The following is a 15,173-nucleotide window of genomic DNA, read 5'->3' as shown; positions in this document are numbered from 1 at the left end:
CTCCGCTCCAGGGATCTGCAGTGCTTCCTCGACCTGAGGAGCTGCCCGTCGTGTCTTGTCGCTATCCCTCGCCATCCTGTCCCAGCGCGGCGAGGCTCGCGGCCAACTCCGCTGCCCGGAACGGCTTCGTGAGTCGCGGGAAGCCGGGCACGATCCCCTCCATCTCCGCATATCCCGAGACGATCGGAACCGGCAGGTCGGGTCGGCGCGAGCGAAGGTCGCGGGCCAGGTCCAGGCCGCTCAGGCCCGGCATGAGGTGGTCGGTGACCACGAGGTCCGGCGCGAGCCCCTCGTCCATGCGGCGCAGGGCCTCCTCGGCCGAGGTCGCGTCCACGACCTCGTAGCCCAAGTCCGTCAGCATATCCGCCGTGCTCATGCGAACGAGATCTTCGTCGTCCACAAGCAAGGCTATCCCCTGTGCCTTGGAGGCAGCCGGGACATGGCTGTCCTGACCGTCCTCCTGTGCCGCGACCGCACTGATGGGCAGCCACAGACTGACGGTCGTGCCTTGGCCGGGGTTGCTGGTGATCGTGAGCCCACCCCCGAGCTGCGAAGCCAGCCCATGCACCATCGAGAGGCCCAGGCCTGTCCCTCGGCCAATGCCCTTGGTCGAGAAGAAGGGCTCAACGGCGCGGGCCAGCGTCGCCTCGTCCATGCCTGTGCCGGTGTCCTGGACCGAGAAGCGGACGTTGTGCCCGGGGCGGAGCTTAGTGCGACGGCCTGTCTTCACCGACACCCGCTCGGCCGAGATGGTCAGCTTGCCTCCCTCCGGCATGGCGTCGCGGGCGTTCACGGCGAGGTTCAGGAGCGCCATCTCAAGCTGGTTGGCGTCCGCCAGCGCGGGCGGCAGATCCGCAGGCAACTCGACCCGCACATCGATCCGCGGCCCCGTGGTGCTGGCAATGAGGTCGGCCAGGCCCTCCACCAGCTCCCTGACATCGACCGCCGTGGGCTGGAGTGGCTGGCGTCGCGCTAAGGCCAGAAGGCGCTGCACCAGGGTCTTGGCCCGCTCGGCCGATTGCAGCGCCCCGTCCATGAGCTGCCGCTCGCGGGAGCTGCCCACCCCGCGCGTGAGCAGCCGGTCCAGCGAGCCGATGATCGGGGTCAGGAGATTATTGAAGTCGTGCGCCACGCCGCCCGTGAGCTGGCCCATGGCCTCCCTCTTCTGCGATTGGCGCAGCTGCTCCTGGGCGGCCTCCAGCTCGGCCTGGCGCTCCCGTTCGGTGCTGATGTCGCGGCCCACGGCCACGAAGTTGGGACTGTCCGGCTCCGACGCCACGGTCCACTCGATGGGCTTCCATCCCCGTCCTTTGTGGCGATGCGGTTCTCGAAGCGCGTCGGTTCCCCCGTCTCGCTCATACGGGCCAGAGCCTCCAGGGTGGGACCCGTGTCCTCGGGATGCATGAAGCTGGTGTAGGGTCGGCTCAGCAGTTCCGCCTCTGTCCAGCCCAGCACCCGTGTCCAGGCCGGGCTCACGGCCGACATCATGCCCCCATAGTCGGCCCACGCCAGCATGTCCTGCGACAAGGTCCAGAGCTGGTTGCGCTCGGCCGTGCGCTCCTCGACCCTGGCCTCCAGCGTCTCGTTGAGATCGCGCAAGGCGGCTGCGCCCCGGGCCCGCTCGACAGCCGTGCGGGTCCACCCCGCCACTTCCTGGATGAGGGCGAGGTCCTCGGGGGACCAGTCGCGCGCGCGGGCGTCGTTGACGAAGAGGATCGCCACGAACCGGCCCCGCTCGATGACCGGCACATTGACGAAGGCGCGCCCGCTCAGCCGCTCCAGGGCGGCGAGCGCCTCCGTTCCGGCCACGCGGGGGTCGGCCTGGGCGTCCGTGACAATCGTCACCTCCCCTCGCTTCATGGCGTCGACGAAGGAGCCTCACGCCCCGAGCAGCTGCCGGTAAGCCGCCCGCCCGGCCCGGAGACAGTCGCAGGCCGCGCCCTCAAGTCCGTCCCGGTCGAGGATGCGGATGGTGCCACGGCGATACTCGATGAGCCCGCGGGCAGCGAGGTCCTGAGCGGCGAGGGTCACGGTGGGGCGGTTCACGCCCAGCATCTCGGCCAGGAACTCCTGGGTGAGGGGAAGGTCGTCGCCATCGGTGCGGTCCCGCGTCATGGCGATCCAGCGCGCGGCACGCTCGGGGGTCTCATGGAGGGCGTTGCAGGCCGCGCCTTGCATCACCTGCCGCAGCAGCACTTCACGCCAGTGGTCGAGGACCTCACCGAGGGCGTCGTTGGATTGGGCCAGCTCGCGCAGACGCGCGAGGTCCAGATGCGCCATGTCCCCCGGGATCTGCACCACCGCACGGGCAAAGGAGGGCACGGGCCGCAGCCCCGGCGTCACGCCTGCAGCTCCCTCGCGACCGACCGTCGCTACCTCGGCGCTGCGTCCGTCCTCTGTGGAGACCACAAGCGACACCATCCCTGAGAGTGGAAAGACAGCCGTCTCGAGTTGGACATCCGGCTCCCAGAGCACGTGCCCGCGCACGGCGGGCACAACATCGACGTCGGCCGCTCCGAGGCCCAGACGGGCCAGTAGGGCATTGCCCGTTGGCTTGGGTGAGGAACGGAGATTCATCGGGAACATCGCATGTTGGTGTGGGCTTGCGGCCTCTCAGTGGTGGCAGGTGACATATTTTGTCTGTCAGGTATCGAACAAATGAACGACACCAGAGTTGCATAAGTCAGGTGGGCTGTCGGAACAGCGCAAGACGGGTATGAGGCGGAACGTGGCAGAACGGACAGGACGCGCCTCGTCGGGCCACCCGAACACAGCAGGTGCGGCCGCTCCAGAGGCAGGCTGCTGGAGAGACCCGTCTCGTGACCTGATACTCACCGAGGGCGGCTCTTGAATGCCCGACCGTAATGAGGAGGCCTACGAGCGTGGCGCCGAGCTCGACCGCGAGCATCTGCCGGGCGATCCCTTTGCGGCGGCCATCCGGCGCACGCGCATGCCGATCATCATCACCGACCCCCGCCAGGAGGACAACCCGGTCGTCTTCGCCAACGACGCCTTCCTCGAGCTCACCGGCTACGGGCGCGACGAGGTGATCGGGCGCAACTGTCGCTTCCTCCAGGGCCCGGACACCGATCCGGCTTGCGTGGCCGAGATCCGGCGAGCGATCGCCGAGGAGTGGGAGCAGTTCCGTGGCGATATCCTGAACTACCGCAAGGACGGCACCGCCTTCTGGAACGCGCTCTTCATGAGCCCCGTGCGCGACGAGACGGGCGAGATCCTCTACTTCTTCGCCTCCCAGCACGACGTGACCGCCAGCAAGGCCCGCGAGCAGACCATGCACGAGCGGGCCGAGGAGCTGGAGGACGCCGTGGACCGGCGCACACGCGAGCTCCAGGCCAGCATCGAGGAGGCGAGGGCGGAGGCCCGGGCCAAGACCGTCCTGCTCCATGAGGTCGATCACCGCGTCAAGAACAACCTCCAGATGATCGGCTCGCTCATTCAGATGCAGGCCAAGCGCACGTCCGACCCGGCCGCCGCGGTGGCTTTGCGGTCGGTGCTCTCCCGCGTGGAGGCCTTGGCTACGGTTCACCGCCGTCTCTATCAGGGCGATGACGTGAGCCGCTTCGATGTGGCTACCTTCGCCTGCGACCTCGCCTCTGACCTTGTGAGCGCGGCAGGCCGTGCCGACATCCGGCTCGAGCTCGAGCTTGAGCCGGTGGAGATCAGCAAAGACAAAGCCGCGCCACTCGCGCTCGTCGTCAGCGAGCTTGTCACCAACGCGGTGCAGCACGCCTTCCGCGATCGGGGCGGTCGCCTCCTCGTGCGCGTCCGCCCGGAGGAAGGTGAGCTGGTCATCGGCATCGAAGACGACGGTGTGGGCCTGCCGGGCCAAGAGCTGGGGCGTGGCTCCTTCGGCCGCACGGTCGTGGAGATGCTGTCGCGTCAACTGCAGGCTCAGGTGCGCTGGGAGACAGCCGACCCTGGCACCCGGATCACCGTGCGGATGCCCCGAACCTATGTCGAAGTGGACCAATGAGAATGGCACGACCCCTTCGGGTGCTGATCGTTGAGGACGAGGCGCTGCTGGCCTATGCGCTGGAGGAAGATTTGCGCGACGCAGGGCATGACGTCGTAGGCCTGGCGCCCTCCTCGCGCGAGGCCATCCAGCTGGCCGAGAGGACCCGGCCCGAGCTGGCGCTTGTCGACATCCACCTTCTGGACGGCCCGACCGGCGTGGAGGTGGCGCGCGCCATCGCCGGCAGCGGGGTGACCACCGTCCTGTTCATGACCGCCAACGTGAAGCGCATCCCTGACGACTTCGCCGGGGCCGTGGGCGTGATTGGCAAGCCCTACACCGCCAACGGCATCGAGAACGCCATCGCCTTCGTGGGCGAGGCGCTCAAGGACGGGGCCGAGCCGCCGCCGCCCTGGAGCCTTCAGCTGGCACCCCACCTCCAACCGGCCGAGGACGGACGCATCCGTCTAGGGGCGCACTGAGGCGATCCGTCCTGGTTCCTTTTGTTCGACACCTGACATATGCTGATGGTGCCGCCAGCTGACGCTCAAGCATGCGATCGCTCGGCTCCGTGCCCGCCGACCTGGAGAACCAGCTTTTGCGACAATCCGAGCCTTTGCCGGGACGCCTGTCTCGCCCACGAACGAGGATCGGGTGACCCGATCCGCCCATGATCACGCCGAACCAGTAATGGACGACTGGGACGGGGACCCTGGACGCCTCCCGCATAGCACTCCGGCTCTCGTCGCGAGCCATCATGAAGGAGGATCGGATCCGGTCGAGCAGAGCCGGGACCGGCTGTCCCGGGCCCTGGAGGCCTCGGGCCTGGTCGGCTCGTGGGAATGGGACATTGAGGACGATCTCGTCCGGGCCAACCCCACCCTGGCCCGCCTGTTCGGCCTGGACCTTGACGCAGCGGCGCGAGGGCTTTCCCTCGATGCCTTCTTCAGCGGAATCCACCCGCAGGACCGAGACCCGGTGCGGGCTTCCATCGAGCAGGCCCTTGTCACGGGGGAAGAGTACCGGTCGGAGTACCGGGTCGTCGGTCAGGACGGAACGCTGCGCTGGGTCACGGCGCGGGGGCGTTGCGAGCGCAACGGGGCGGGCCGGCCGGTGCGCTTTCCGGGCATCCTGATCGACATCACCGAGCGGCGGCAGGCCGAACTGGCTCTCCGGGAAAGCGAGGCACGCCTCGAGGCGATCGTGGACTCGGTCGACCAGATGATCTGGTCCACACGGCCCGACGGCTTTCACGACTACTACAACGCCCGCTGGTACGAGTTCACCGGGGTGCCCGAAGGCTCCACCGACGGCGAGGGCTGGAATGGCATGTTCCACCCCGAGGACCAGGAGCGGGCCTGGACGTGCTGGCGGCACAGCCTCGCCACTGGCGAGCCCTACCACATCGAGTACCGCCTCAGGCACCGGTCGGGGCAGTATCGATGGGTGATCGGCCGGGCGCAGCCCATGCGCGATACCACGGGGCGCATCACGCGCTGGTACGGCACCTGCACCGACATCCACGACCTCAAGCAGGCCGAGGAGGCGCGCGACCTGATCGCGCGCGAGCTCCAGCACCGCATCAAGAACATCTTCGCGCTAGTCTCCAGCCTGGTCGCGCTCTCGGCGCGCGACCTGCCCGAGGCCAGGCCCTTCGCCGCGCTCCTGCAGTCGCGCTTCTCGGCTCTGGCGCGCGCGCATGACACGATCAGCCCCGCTGGCGCGCCCGGCCTTGTGACCGGACCCAAGGAGCAGACGCTTCAGGGCGTGTTCCGACTCGTCCTTGCGCCCTACCAAGAGGCGCCGGGACAACGCATCGAACTCACAGGCGATGACATGCGGGTGGACCCGCAGCAGGCCACGGCGCTGGCACTTCTGGTGCATGAGCTGGTCACCAACGCCGTCAAGCATGGCAGCCTCGCCGCGCACGAGGGCCGTGTGAGTGTCCGGTGCGCCGCCGCGCGTGAGACCTTCCGCATCGTCTGGCAGGAGCAGGGAGGCCCTGGCGAGCCCCTGACGCCGGAGCGGCGAGGGTTTGGCACACTGCTGACGGATCGTGTCGCTGCCGGCCAGCTGGGCGCCACGCTGTCGCGGGACTGGCAGCCGCACGGGCTCGTCGTCACCATCGAGGTGCCACTCGCTGACCTCACCGGCGGCCGATGAGGCTGGCCGTGGATATGCCAACAGGGTCCACCCAAGCCAGTCGCGGTCGCGACAACGGCGCGGAAGCGGTCCTCGCTTTGGCGCAGCAGGGAAGCTGGGGTGGTCTCCGCCGCCACGCACAACACGCCGCCGAGGCCCTGAGGCGCGGTCTTGTTCGGAATGGGCGAGAAGTTTGAGGTCTATTAGATCTCGCGCACCTTGCCGTCGAGCTGGTAGGCAATCGGCTGGTCCGCATGGTACACTCCCTGAGGATTGGCAGCTCCCCGGAGCATCGGGCTCAGTCGATCTTGCAGAACAGTTCGTAGAGGAGCCCGATCATCCGTTTGGACCTCTCGTCGCCTAGCCCGTAGTAGATCGTCTTGCCCTCGCGCCGGGTGGTCACCAGCCCTTCGTGGCGCAGGCGGGCGAGTTGCTGCGACACGGCGGCCTGCCGAGCCCCCAGGACCTCCTCAAGCTCGCCCACGGACTTCTCGCCCGAGGCCAGATGGCACAGGATCATGAGCCGCTGCTCGTGGCCCAGGGACTTGAGGAAGTCCGCCGCTTGCGTGGCGCTGGCCGCCATGCGGTCGAGGTCAGTGGCAGCGAGGCGCCCGTCAGGCGTATCCGCGCTCTCGCTGCTGTCGGACCCGTAGCCCACCGGAACCTCTTTGATGTTGGCGCTCCCGCGTTCCGTCATATCGTGCTCCTGAGATCCGGGACCATGACCGCCCGATCAGAACTTGTTCACTGGAATCTTGAGATAGCAGTGCCCGTCGTCCTCGGGCTCGGGCAGCCGTCCGCCCCGCAGATTCACCTGAAGGGCATGGAGCATCCGGTCGGGCAGGTCGAGCACGGCGTCGCGCTGCTCCCGCAGGCGAACGAACGTCTCCTCGCTGACACCGCCGCCCACATGCTTGTTGCGCTCGCGGTGCTCCCTGACCGTGGCCTCCCAGGCAGGCTCCTTGCGCTCCTTTGTGCCGTAGTCGTGGCCCTCGAAGACGCGGGTGTCCTCGGGCAGCGCCAGGATCGCCTGAAGCGAGCGGTAGAGGTCGCGCGCCGAGCCGCCGGGGAAGTCGGCCCGGGTGGTGCCAACGTCGGGCTGCATGAAGGTGTCATGCACGAAGGCCGCGTCGCCCACGACGTAGGTGACCGAGCCCAGCGTGTGACCGGGCGAGAGCATCACCCGGATCTCCAGATCGCCCAGGGGCAGCGTCTCGCCGTCGAGCACGAGCCGGTCGAAGGTACGTTCGGTTTCGAACTCACCCGGCAAGTTGTAGATCCTGCGCCAGAGCTTCGCGATGTCGCGGACCTTCTCGCCGATCACCGTGGGAGCCCCGGTCTGCTCCTTGAGCCAGGCCGAGGCCATCAGGTGGTCGGCGTGCGGATGGGTGTCGAGGATCCAGGCCAGGGTCAGCCCTTCGGCTTTGATCGTGTCCAAGGCCCATTGTGCGCTCTTCGTAGACGTCCGCGCGTGCTTGGGGTCGAAGTCGAGCACGGTGTCGATGAGGGCGGCCTGCTTGGTCGCCTCGTCCACGACGATGTACTGGATGCTGCCGCTGCGGGGCTCGTAGGCGCCGATCACCCGCGGGCTGCCGGGGCCTCGGGAGGGGCTGGTCTTGCTCAGCATGGGGACTCTTCTCCTTGGATCTGCGAGGGATGGGGGACTGTTCGGGCTCACTCGGCCGCGGCGGGTTCGGCAGACGCCAGTTCGCGCATGGCGTCGAAGTGGGACAGGAAGACGCGGCCGGTGAGGTCCTGGAGGAAGTGGGTCCGCTCCAGACGGTCCATCACAGGGCCCTTCACCTCCGAGAGGTGCAGGGTGATCCCGGCGTCCTTCAAGCGGTGGTTGAGCTCCTCCAACGTCTCGAGGCCGCTGAAGTCGATCTCGTTCACGGCCGAGGCCATCAGGACCACGTGCCGCACCGGCGAGCCCGCGATTCGGCTGAGGATCCAGTCCTCAAGGTAGCGGGCGTTGGCGAAGTAGAGACTCTCGTCGATGCGGACGGAGAGAATGGTGGGGTCGGTCTCCACCTGATGGCGGTGGATGTTGCGGAAGTGCTGGGTGCCGGGAACCAACCCAACCTCGGCCACATGCGGGCGCGAGGTCTTGTAAAGATGCAGCATCAGGGACAGCAGGACTCCCGCGGTGACGCCGGCCTCCACGCCAAGACCCAAGGTCAGCAAGATCGTGACGGCCACGGCGGCGAAGTCGGCCTTGGAGTAGGCCCAGGCGCGGCGCAGGATCCCGAAGTCCACGAGGCTCAGGACCGCGACGATGATCGTGGCCGCGAGCGTGGCCTGCGGCAGGAAGTAGAGGAGGGGCGTGAGTGCCAGCGCCGCCACGAGAAGGCCGATGGCGGTGAAGGCCCCGGCGGCGGGGGTCTCGGCGCCAGCGTCGAAGTTCACGACCGAGCGTGCGAAGCCGCCCGTGACGGGCATGCCGCCGGTGACGGCCGCGCCGAGGTTGGCGGCGCCCAAGCCGATCAACTCCTGGTCGGGGTCGATCCGCTGGCGTTTCTTCGCTGCCAGGGTCTGCGCCACCGATACCGACTCCACGAAGCCGATGACCGAAATGAGGAGCGCGGGCATGGCGAGGGCGGTGAGGAGGTCGAGGGAAAGCGGGGGGAGGGTGAAGGGCGGCAGGCCTTGGGGCACCTCGCCGACGATGCGGACGCCGCGGTCGGCAAGACCCGAACCCCAGGTCACGAGCGTGGTCGCGACGACCGCCGCAACAGGTCCGGCCTTGGTGGCGACACCGGCGGCTCCCGAGGAGAGGCCGAGGCCCATGAGGGTCGGCTTGAGACCACGGCGCACCCAGACGAGGAACGCCGTGGCGACACCCCCGAGGGCCAGGGTCCACAAGTTCGTCTCGCCCAGAAACTCGATCAGGGACAGGACCATCTCGGGCAGCGTGTCGCCTCCCGCCGGAACACCCAAGATGTGCTTGAGCTGGCTCGTCGCGATGAGGAGCCCCGAGGCGGTGATGAAGCCGGCGATCACCGGGTGCGATAGGAAGTTCGCGAGGAACCCCAGGCGGAATACGCCCATGAGCACTAGAAAGGCCCCGGACAGGAGAGCGAGGGTCAGGGCGGCTGCGGCGTAGCCCGCTGTTCCCTGCTCGGCCACCGCTCCAATGGCAGCCGCCGTCATCAGCGAGACCACCGCGACCGGGCCCACCGCCAAGGCCCGGCTCGTGCCGAAGATCGCGTAAAGAACGATCGGCGCGATGGAGGCGTAGATCCCGGTCTCGGGCGGCAGCCCCGCCAGCATGGCATAGGCCAGCGACTGCGGAACGAGCATGATCGTCACGATCGCTGCCGCGAGAAGGTCGCTCGACAGCGCTCGCCTGCCGTAGCGACGGCCCCAGTCCAGGACGGGTAGGTAGCGGGCCAGGGATCGAGGGCTCATGGCAGTGTCCTTGGAGATCTGAAGGCGAGAAGGGCACCGGGCGGCCCGACCCCGGTGAGCGGTCGGCCCCGGACTCAAGAGGCCGGAGCCGGCAAGGTCGTCGAGCTTACCGGCCGGTCATCATGGCCAGCGCCCCGGCACGGCCGCCGGAGCGGCAATAGGCGTAGATCGGACTTGGCATCTCTTTGAGAGCCTCCGCAAAAGCGACCGCCTGCGCCTCGGCGGGCCGACCGGCAACCGGGATGTGCCGGACCTCCATCTCCTGCTCCGCAGCGGCAGCCGCGATCTCGGCAAAGGAGGGCTGGCCCGGATCCTCATCGTCTGGGCGGTTGCAGATGATCGAGCGAAAGCCCCACTTCGCGAGGTCGGCCACCTCGTCAGGGGTGATCTGCGGGCCCACAGAGAGCCGCTCGTCGAGCTTCTTGAGTTGCATAACGGTGTCCTTGTCGCAGTGTAGGTGTCAGAAGGCGTTCACGGGGACCTTGAGCATCGGCCGGCCCCTGGCGTCCGTGGGCACCTCACCCGCACGCATGTTCACCTGGAGCGAGGGCAGGATGAGCTTGGGCACAGCGAGGGAAGCATCCCGCTCCGTGCGGAACTGGATGAACTCCTCACGAGACTTGCCCTGGCCCACATGGATGTTGTGGGCCTTCTCCTCGGCGACCGTGGTCTCCCACTGGATGTCGCGGCCGTTCGGGCCGTAGTCGTGGCACATGAAGAGCCGCGTCTCGTCGGGCAGGGCGAGCACCCGTTGGATCGAGTCGTAGAGCACCCCCGCGTCGCCGCCCGGGAAGTCGGCCCGCGCCGAGCCGCCGTCGGGCATGAAGAGGGTGTCGCCCACGAAGGCCGCGTCGCCGACCACATGCGTCATGCAGGCCGGCGTGTGCCCGGGCGTGTAGAGGGCGTGGGCGGTCATCGTCCCAATCTCGTAGCTGTCGCCGTCCTCGAAGAGGCGGTCGAACTGCGAGCCATCGCGCTGGAACTCGGTGCCTTCGTTGAAGATCTTGCCGAAGGTGTCCTGCACCACGGTGATGTTGGCGCCGATGCCGATCTTTCCGCCGAGCTTCTGCTGGATGTAGGGCGCGGCCGAGAGGTGGTCGGCGTGGACGTGGGTCTCGATCAGCCACTCGACCTGGAGGCCGTTGGCCTTCACGAAGTCGATGACCTTGTCGGCGCTCTCATAGGTGATCCGGCCGGAGGCGTAGTCGATGTCCATCACCGAGTCGACGATGGCACAGGCGTTCGAGTTCGGGTCCTTGACCACGTAGGTCACGGTGTTGGTGGCCTCGTCGAAGAAGGCCGTGACCTCGGGCTTCACGGACAGTTCGGGGATGAAAGGAACGTCTTGCATGATGAGGATCTCCTCAGAGGCGAAGTGAACTGGATCAGGCGCGCTGCGCGGAGCCACCGATGGCCCGCAGCGCAAGGAGCCGGGCGGCGACCATGCCCAGGAGCATGGCGGTAACGAACAGGAAGGCCTCGGGGCGGCCGGTGCCGAGGGCGGTGAAAGCCGGACCCGGGCAGAGGCCCACAAGACCCCAGCCGATGCCGAAGATCGCAGGGCCTACGATGACTGGAGCCTCGATCCGGGTCTTGTGGGGCAGGTGAAACTGGGTGTCGAAGACTGGCCGGGGCCGGCGCAGCACCAGGCGGTAGCCCACGAAGGTCACGGCCGTGGCGGCCAGGAGCACGAAGGCAAGGCTCGGGTCCCAAGTGCCTGACGGAATGGCCGCGAGGTCGAGGAAGTTCAGGACCTTTGCGGGATCGGACATGCCCGCGACGATGAGGCCGGTGCCGAAAAGGAGACCGAGGAGGAACTGGACAAGGATGGGCATGGGCAGGACCTCAGAAGACGTGACGAACGAGGAGGACGGTGAGGAAGGCCGTGGCCATGAAGGTGCCGACCGCGACGAAAGACCGGGCCGACAGGCGCGAGAGCCCACAGACCCCGTGGCCCGACGTGCAGCCCGCCCCCCAGACCGAGCCGAAGCCTACGAGGAGACCGGCGACGAGGAGCAGCGGGGCGCTCGCCTCAAGGGTCACCTGCGGCCAGGCGCCGGTCGTGAGGAGCCAGACCGACGGCGCGGCGATCAGGCCCAGGATGAAGGCCATGCGTCCGCGGGTGTCGGCGTCGAGGTAGGGCGGCAGCAGTCGCACCGCGATGCCGCTGATGCCGGCGATGCGGCCGAGGAGGCCCATGAGCAGCACGGCCGAGAGGCCGATCAGCGCACCACCCGAGAGCGAGGCAAATGGGGTAAAGTCGGTGAGGGTCACAGGCGGGATCCCTTTGCGAGGAGGTATGGCCGTCCAGGGCCGTGTCGGTTCAAGAGGGTCGGGGCCGGACCAAGTCTGTCAGCGTGCGGTGAATGCTTGGGTCGGGCCCCGATTACGGACGCATACATATTCTTATATTTGCATATGTCAAGGGGCCGGATGGGGTTCGGCATGCGGGGCTGCGGCATGTCCGACAGCCGTCCCGCGCGGGGGTGGCAAGCCAGCACCAAGCCGACCCGCCTACCTGACTGCGCGTGCCTACCAAGCCCCCAGCTCAAGTCCGCCGCCGATGTCCGGCTCACTCAGGCCGGCGAGCACCTCCTCCGATTCCATGACCGATCCCCCGGCCATCGGCAGCGGATCGATCAGCGCATTCGGGCTTCGGGTCCCCTGCCCGCTCTCTTCAGCCGAGAGCACCACCACGCGCGTGTTGCCCTCCACCCGCTGGTGCAGGTCGATGATGTTCTGCTGGAAGAGCCGGATACATCCGGCCGAGGTGGCCTCCCCGATCGACCACTGCTGGGGCGTGCCATGGATGCGGTAAAGCGTGTCCTCGCCGTCCTGGTGGATGTAGAGGGCGCGGGCGCCCAGAGGGTTCTCGGGGCCGCCCGGCATGCCGTTGCGGTGCGGTCCGTAGAGCTCCGGGTTCTCGGCCAGCATGTTCGACGTGGGCGTCCAGCGCGGCCACTCGCGAGCGTAGGGGACGATCCCCTCGCCCGAGCAGCCGCGGCCGTCATCGCCCACGGCCACCGCGTAGCGCATGGCCCGGTCACCCTCGAGGATGAAGTAGAGGGTGCGGGCATAGGGGTCGACGTTGGTGGTGCCCGAACGCTCGGCGGTCCAGTAGTCCACCTCCTGGCGGATCTTCTCCCTGGTGAGGTACTGGGGGTCCACGGCGGGGATCAGGGTGTCCCCGTCCTGGACGGGCCCATCCATGGCCAGCTCGTCTGGGGTCAGCGCCGGCGGGGCTGGTTCAAGGGGCGCGACAAAAGCGACAGGGTCGGGGGTCTCGCCCGGCTCCGGAGGGGCGCAGGCGACCACCAGGCTCAGGCCGGCGAGACCCAGCAGGGCCGCGGAATGGGACGACATGAAGCAGTGCTCCTTGTGGCTTCGGGGTTGCGCGACCGGCAGCGGTCCCGCAGGAACACGCCGCGTCTGTCGGCCCTCCGCCTTAAGCCAGGCTTAAGGAAAGCCGGGCAGGACGCCTCGACTGTGCCACAGCCCCTGAGGTCTCATCATGCGCATCCTGATCATCGAGGACGATGATGTCCTGCGGGACGGCCTCGTGGTGGGCCTCTCGTTTGCCGGGTTCACCTCCGAAGCAGTCGCCACACGGGTCGAGGGGGAGGCGGCGCTCGAGGCCGGCGGCTTCTCCGGCATGGTGCTTGATCTCATGCTGCCGGACGGCTCGGGGCTCGACCTCCTGGCGCGGCTCCGCAGTCGGGGCTCCACTCTGCCGGTGCTCATGCTGACCGCCCGTGACCGCCCGCACGAGCGGGTGGCGGGGCTCGATGGCGGCGCCGACGACTACTTGGGCAAGCCGTTCGACCTGGAGGAACTCGCCGCCCGCCTGCGCGCCATCCTGCGCCGCGCGGAGGGCCGAGCCGATGGCCGCATCGCCTGGAACGGCCTTGTGCTCGATCCTGCCAAGATGAAGGGCGAGATCGCCGGCGAGGTGCAGACCTTCTCTCCGAAAGAGTTCGCAATCCTGCGGGCCCTTATCGAGCGCCCCGGCGCCGTCCTGGGCAAGTCCGCACTCGAAGAGCGCCTTTACGGTTGGGAGGACGGCGTGGAGAGCAACACCGTCGAGGTCCACGTCCACCGGCTGCGCAGCAAGCTCGGAGCCAGCTTCATCGAGACGGTGCGGGGCGCCGGCTATCGTCTCGCTCCCCCGACCGCGAAGGAGACTGCCTGATGTCCATACGCCTGCGTCTCTTCCTCATCCTCGTTCTGGCCACCGGCGCGGTCTGGGCCTCGGCCGTAGTCTGGACGCGAGCTCGGACCGAGGCGCATGTCGAGCGCGTGCTGGATGCCCGCCTCTCGGAGGCGGCCCGGATGGTGGTCTCGCTCATCGCCGACAACAGCATCGATCTCGGGGCCGCCGCCGGGGTGATGGAGGGTGCTGGAACGGAGACGGCCTTCGCGCCTGCGGCCGATTATGAGCACCGCCTTTCCTGCCAGATCTGGTCGGTCGAGGGCGGTCTGCTGGGCCAGTCGGAAGGCGCTCCCGATGGACGTCTCAGCTCCAACTCGTCCGGCTTCAGCACGAGCGATGTCGATGGGCAGGCCTGGCGCGTCTACACCGCCGAGGACCCCGACCTCGGCATCCGGGTCATGGTGGCCGACACTAGGGCGATGCGCGAGAACCTGGTGGGCAGCATCATCACCGCCCTGGTGCTGCCCGCCGGCCTCGTGCTCCCGGCCCTCCTGGGCCTGATCTGGATCAGTCTCGGGCGGGGCCTCGCCCCCCTGGACCGGGTGGCCCGGGTCCTTTCCAACCGGTCGGCCTCCGACCTGACCCCCTTGCCCGATGAACCTGCGGCCAGCGAGGTGCGCCCACTCATCGAAGGCCTGAACGGCCTGATGACCCGCGTGGCCTCAGCGCGCGAGAGCGAGCGCACCTTTACGGCCTTTGCCGCTCACGAACTCAAGACGCCGCTCTCGGGTCTCAAGACCCAGGCGCAGGTCGCGGCCATGTCGCCGGACCCCGCCACGAAGGACCGGGCGCTCGCGCAGATCCAGAAGGCGGTGGACCGTACCGACCGCATGGTTCGCCAGCTCCTCGATATGGCGGCTATCGAGGCCGAAGTGGCAGAAGCTGGCGAGCATCCCGCGAGCATTGCGCCTCTTCTGGCCGACGTAATGGAGGATCTCGCGTCGCTGGCTCGGGTCAAAGGCGTTGCGCTCCATGCCGACCTGAAGGAGAGCTGCGTCCTGCAATGCAGCCGTCCCCTCCTCCTCGGGACCGCCGTCCGCAATCTGCTGGAGAACGCTCTGGCGGCCGGGCCGCAGGGCTCTGAGGTGACCCTTACCATGCACGCCGTCGAAGAGGGCCGGAGCTGCGCCATTCGGGTGCGAGACCATGGCTCCGGCATTCCGTTGGATGAGCTGGCCTTGGTCACCCGCCGCTTCGTGCGGGGCCGGCAGGCTGAGGGGGCAGGTAGTGGTTTGGGCCTTGCCATCGTGGATCTGGCAATGGAGCGCCTGCGCGGGCGCCTGTCGCTCACCCGGGCCGAGGGCGGGGGCCTTCTGGCCGAACTCGTCCTGCCTTGCCTCTCAGGGCACGTCGGTCCGGCCGTGCCAGATCTACAGGCGAGCCCGGCCAAGTGATATCAGGTCGTCGTTGGCCAATCAGGTAACCGGCGAAACGGGAGGG

General features: G+C 68.2%; 16 protein-coding genes. 5 read left to right on the top strand and 11 right to left on the bottom strand.

All coding sequences use genetic code 11. The features are described 5' to 3' along the window. Positions 1 to 61 precede the first annotated feature (61 nt). The 3 genes from FHG71_RS15850 to FHG71_RS15840 are packed head-to-tail and all read right to left on the bottom strand — an operon-like array spanning position 62 to position 2,577. Complete coding sequence (locus tag FHG71_RS15850; protein ID WP_139082677.1) at positions 62 to 1,153, bottom strand: ATP-binding protein; 1,092 nt, start codon at positions 1,151 to 1,153, stop codon at positions 62 to 64. Further along, complete coding sequence (locus FHG71_RS15845; RefSeq protein WP_139082676.1) at positions 1,105 to 1,860, bottom strand: PAS domain-containing protein; 756 nt, start codon at positions 1,858 to 1,860, stop codon at positions 1,105 to 1,107. The genes FHG71_RS15850 and FHG71_RS15845 overlap by 49 nt, the downstream gene beginning before the upstream one ends. An 18-nt stretch (positions 1,861 to 1,878) precedes the next feature. Next, positions 1,879 to 2,577 carry a Crp/Fnr family transcriptional regulator gene (locus FHG71_RS15840; RefSeq protein ID WP_218014114.1) on the bottom strand — a complete coding sequence of 233 codons (699 nt, stop codon included), beginning with the start codon at positions 2,575 to 2,577 and terminating at the stop codon, positions 1,879 to 1,881. A gap of 274 nt (positions 2,578 to 2,851) precedes the next feature. On the opposite strand from FHG71_RS15840, the gene FHG71_RS15835 reads away from it, so the two are divergent. The 3 genes from FHG71_RS15835 to FHG71_RS15825 all read left to right on the top strand — a co-directional run bounded on the left by FHG71_RS15835 (position 2,852) and on the right by FHG71_RS15825 (position 6,136). Beyond that, positions 2,852 to 3,994, top strand: a complete 1,143-nt coding sequence (locus FHG71_RS15835; protein ID WP_139082674.1) for a PAS domain-containing protein — start codon at positions 2,852 to 2,854, stop codon at positions 3,992 to 3,994. A 2-nt stretch (positions 3,995 to 3,996) separates the two neighbouring features. Then, positions 3,997 to 4,455: a response regulator gene (locus FHG71_RS15830; RefSeq protein WP_139082673.1), complete on the top strand. Its 459-nt coding sequence runs from the start codon at positions 3,997 to 3,999 to the stop codon at positions 4,453 to 4,455. A 172-nt stretch (positions 4,456 to 4,627) separates the two neighbouring features. Then, complete coding sequence (locus tag FHG71_RS15825; RefSeq protein ID WP_139082672.1) at positions 4,628 to 6,136, top strand: sensor histidine kinase; 1,509 nt, start codon at positions 4,628 to 4,630, stop codon at positions 6,134 to 6,136. Between the two features lie 277 nt (positions 6,137 to 6,413). Here FHG71_RS15825 and FHG71_RS15820 read toward each other — a convergent pair whose 3' ends face one another. From FHG71_RS15820 to FHG71_RS15785, 8 genes are all read right to left on the bottom strand, one after another. Continuing rightward, positions 6,414 to 6,698 carry an ArsR/SmtB family transcription factor gene (locus tag FHG71_RS15820; RefSeq protein WP_246045480.1) on the bottom strand — a complete coding sequence of 95 codons (285 nt, stop codon included), beginning with the start codon at positions 6,696 to 6,698 and terminating at the stop codon, positions 6,414 to 6,416. 150 nt (positions 6,699 to 6,848) lie between these two features. Further along, positions 6,849 to 7,742, bottom strand: coding sequence for an MBL fold metallo-hydrolase (locus FHG71_RS15815; protein ID WP_139082670.1), 894 nt, complete (start codon positions 7,740 to 7,742; stop codon positions 6,849 to 6,851). A gap of 47 nt (positions 7,743 to 7,789) precedes the next feature. Then, positions 7,790 to 9,523 (bottom strand): SulP family inorganic anion transporter, encoded by a 1,734-nt coding sequence (locus FHG71_RS15810; RefSeq protein WP_139082669.1) that lies wholly within the window; start codon positions 9,521 to 9,523, stop codon positions 7,790 to 7,792. Between the two features lie 106 nt (positions 9,524 to 9,629). Next, entirely contained in the window at positions 9,630 to 9,956 is a 327-nt protein-coding gene (locus tag FHG71_RS15805) for a protein tyrosine phosphatase family protein (protein ID WP_139082668.1), read from the bottom strand. 27 nt (positions 9,957 to 9,983) lie between these two features. Then, positions 9,984 to 10,874 (bottom strand): MBL fold metallo-hydrolase, encoded by an 891-nt coding sequence (locus FHG71_RS15800; RefSeq protein ID WP_139082667.1) that lies wholly within the window; start codon positions 10,872 to 10,874, stop codon positions 9,984 to 9,986. A 34-nt stretch (positions 10,875 to 10,908) separates the two neighbouring features. Further along, the gene (locus FHG71_RS15795; RefSeq protein ID WP_139082666.1) at positions 10,909 to 11,358 is read right to left on the bottom strand and encodes a DUF6691 family protein; all 450 of its coding nucleotides are present in this window, start codon (positions 11,356 to 11,358) and stop codon (positions 10,909 to 10,911) included. 10 nt (positions 11,359 to 11,368) lie between these two features. Continuing rightward, positions 11,369 to 11,797, bottom strand: coding sequence for a YeeE/YedE family protein (locus FHG71_RS15790; RefSeq protein WP_139082665.1), 429 nt, complete (start codon positions 11,795 to 11,797; stop codon positions 11,369 to 11,371). 258 nt (positions 11,798 to 12,055) lie between these two features. Next, positions 12,056 to 12,886 carry a L,D-transpeptidase gene (locus FHG71_RS15785; protein ID WP_139082664.1) on the bottom strand — a complete coding sequence of 277 codons (831 nt, stop codon included), beginning with the start codon at positions 12,884 to 12,886 and terminating at the stop codon, positions 12,056 to 12,058. A 148-nt stretch (positions 12,887 to 13,034) separates the two neighbouring features. Between FHG71_RS15785 and FHG71_RS15780 the strand changes: the two genes are divergently transcribed. Beyond that, the gene (locus FHG71_RS15780) at positions 13,035 to 13,712 is read left to right on the top strand and encodes a winged helix-turn-helix domain-containing protein (protein ID WP_139082663.1); all 678 of its coding nucleotides are present in this window, start codon (positions 13,035 to 13,037) and stop codon (positions 13,710 to 13,712) included. Next, positions 13,712 to 15,127, top strand: coding sequence for an ATP-binding protein (locus FHG71_RS15775; RefSeq protein WP_246045475.1), 1,416 nt, complete (start codon positions 13,712 to 13,714; stop codon positions 15,125 to 15,127). Before FHG71_RS15780 ends, FHG71_RS15775 begins: the two co-directional genes overlap by 1 nt. Positions 15,128 to 15,173: the final 46 nt, after the last annotated feature.

It is taken from the genome of Rubellimicrobium roseum (assembly GCF_006152145.1).
Lineage (GTDB): Bacteria > Pseudomonadota > Alphaproteobacteria > Rhodobacterales > Rhodobacteraceae > Rubellimicrobium > Rubellimicrobium roseum.
This window is presented reverse-complemented; position numbering and strand designations above follow the sequence as displayed.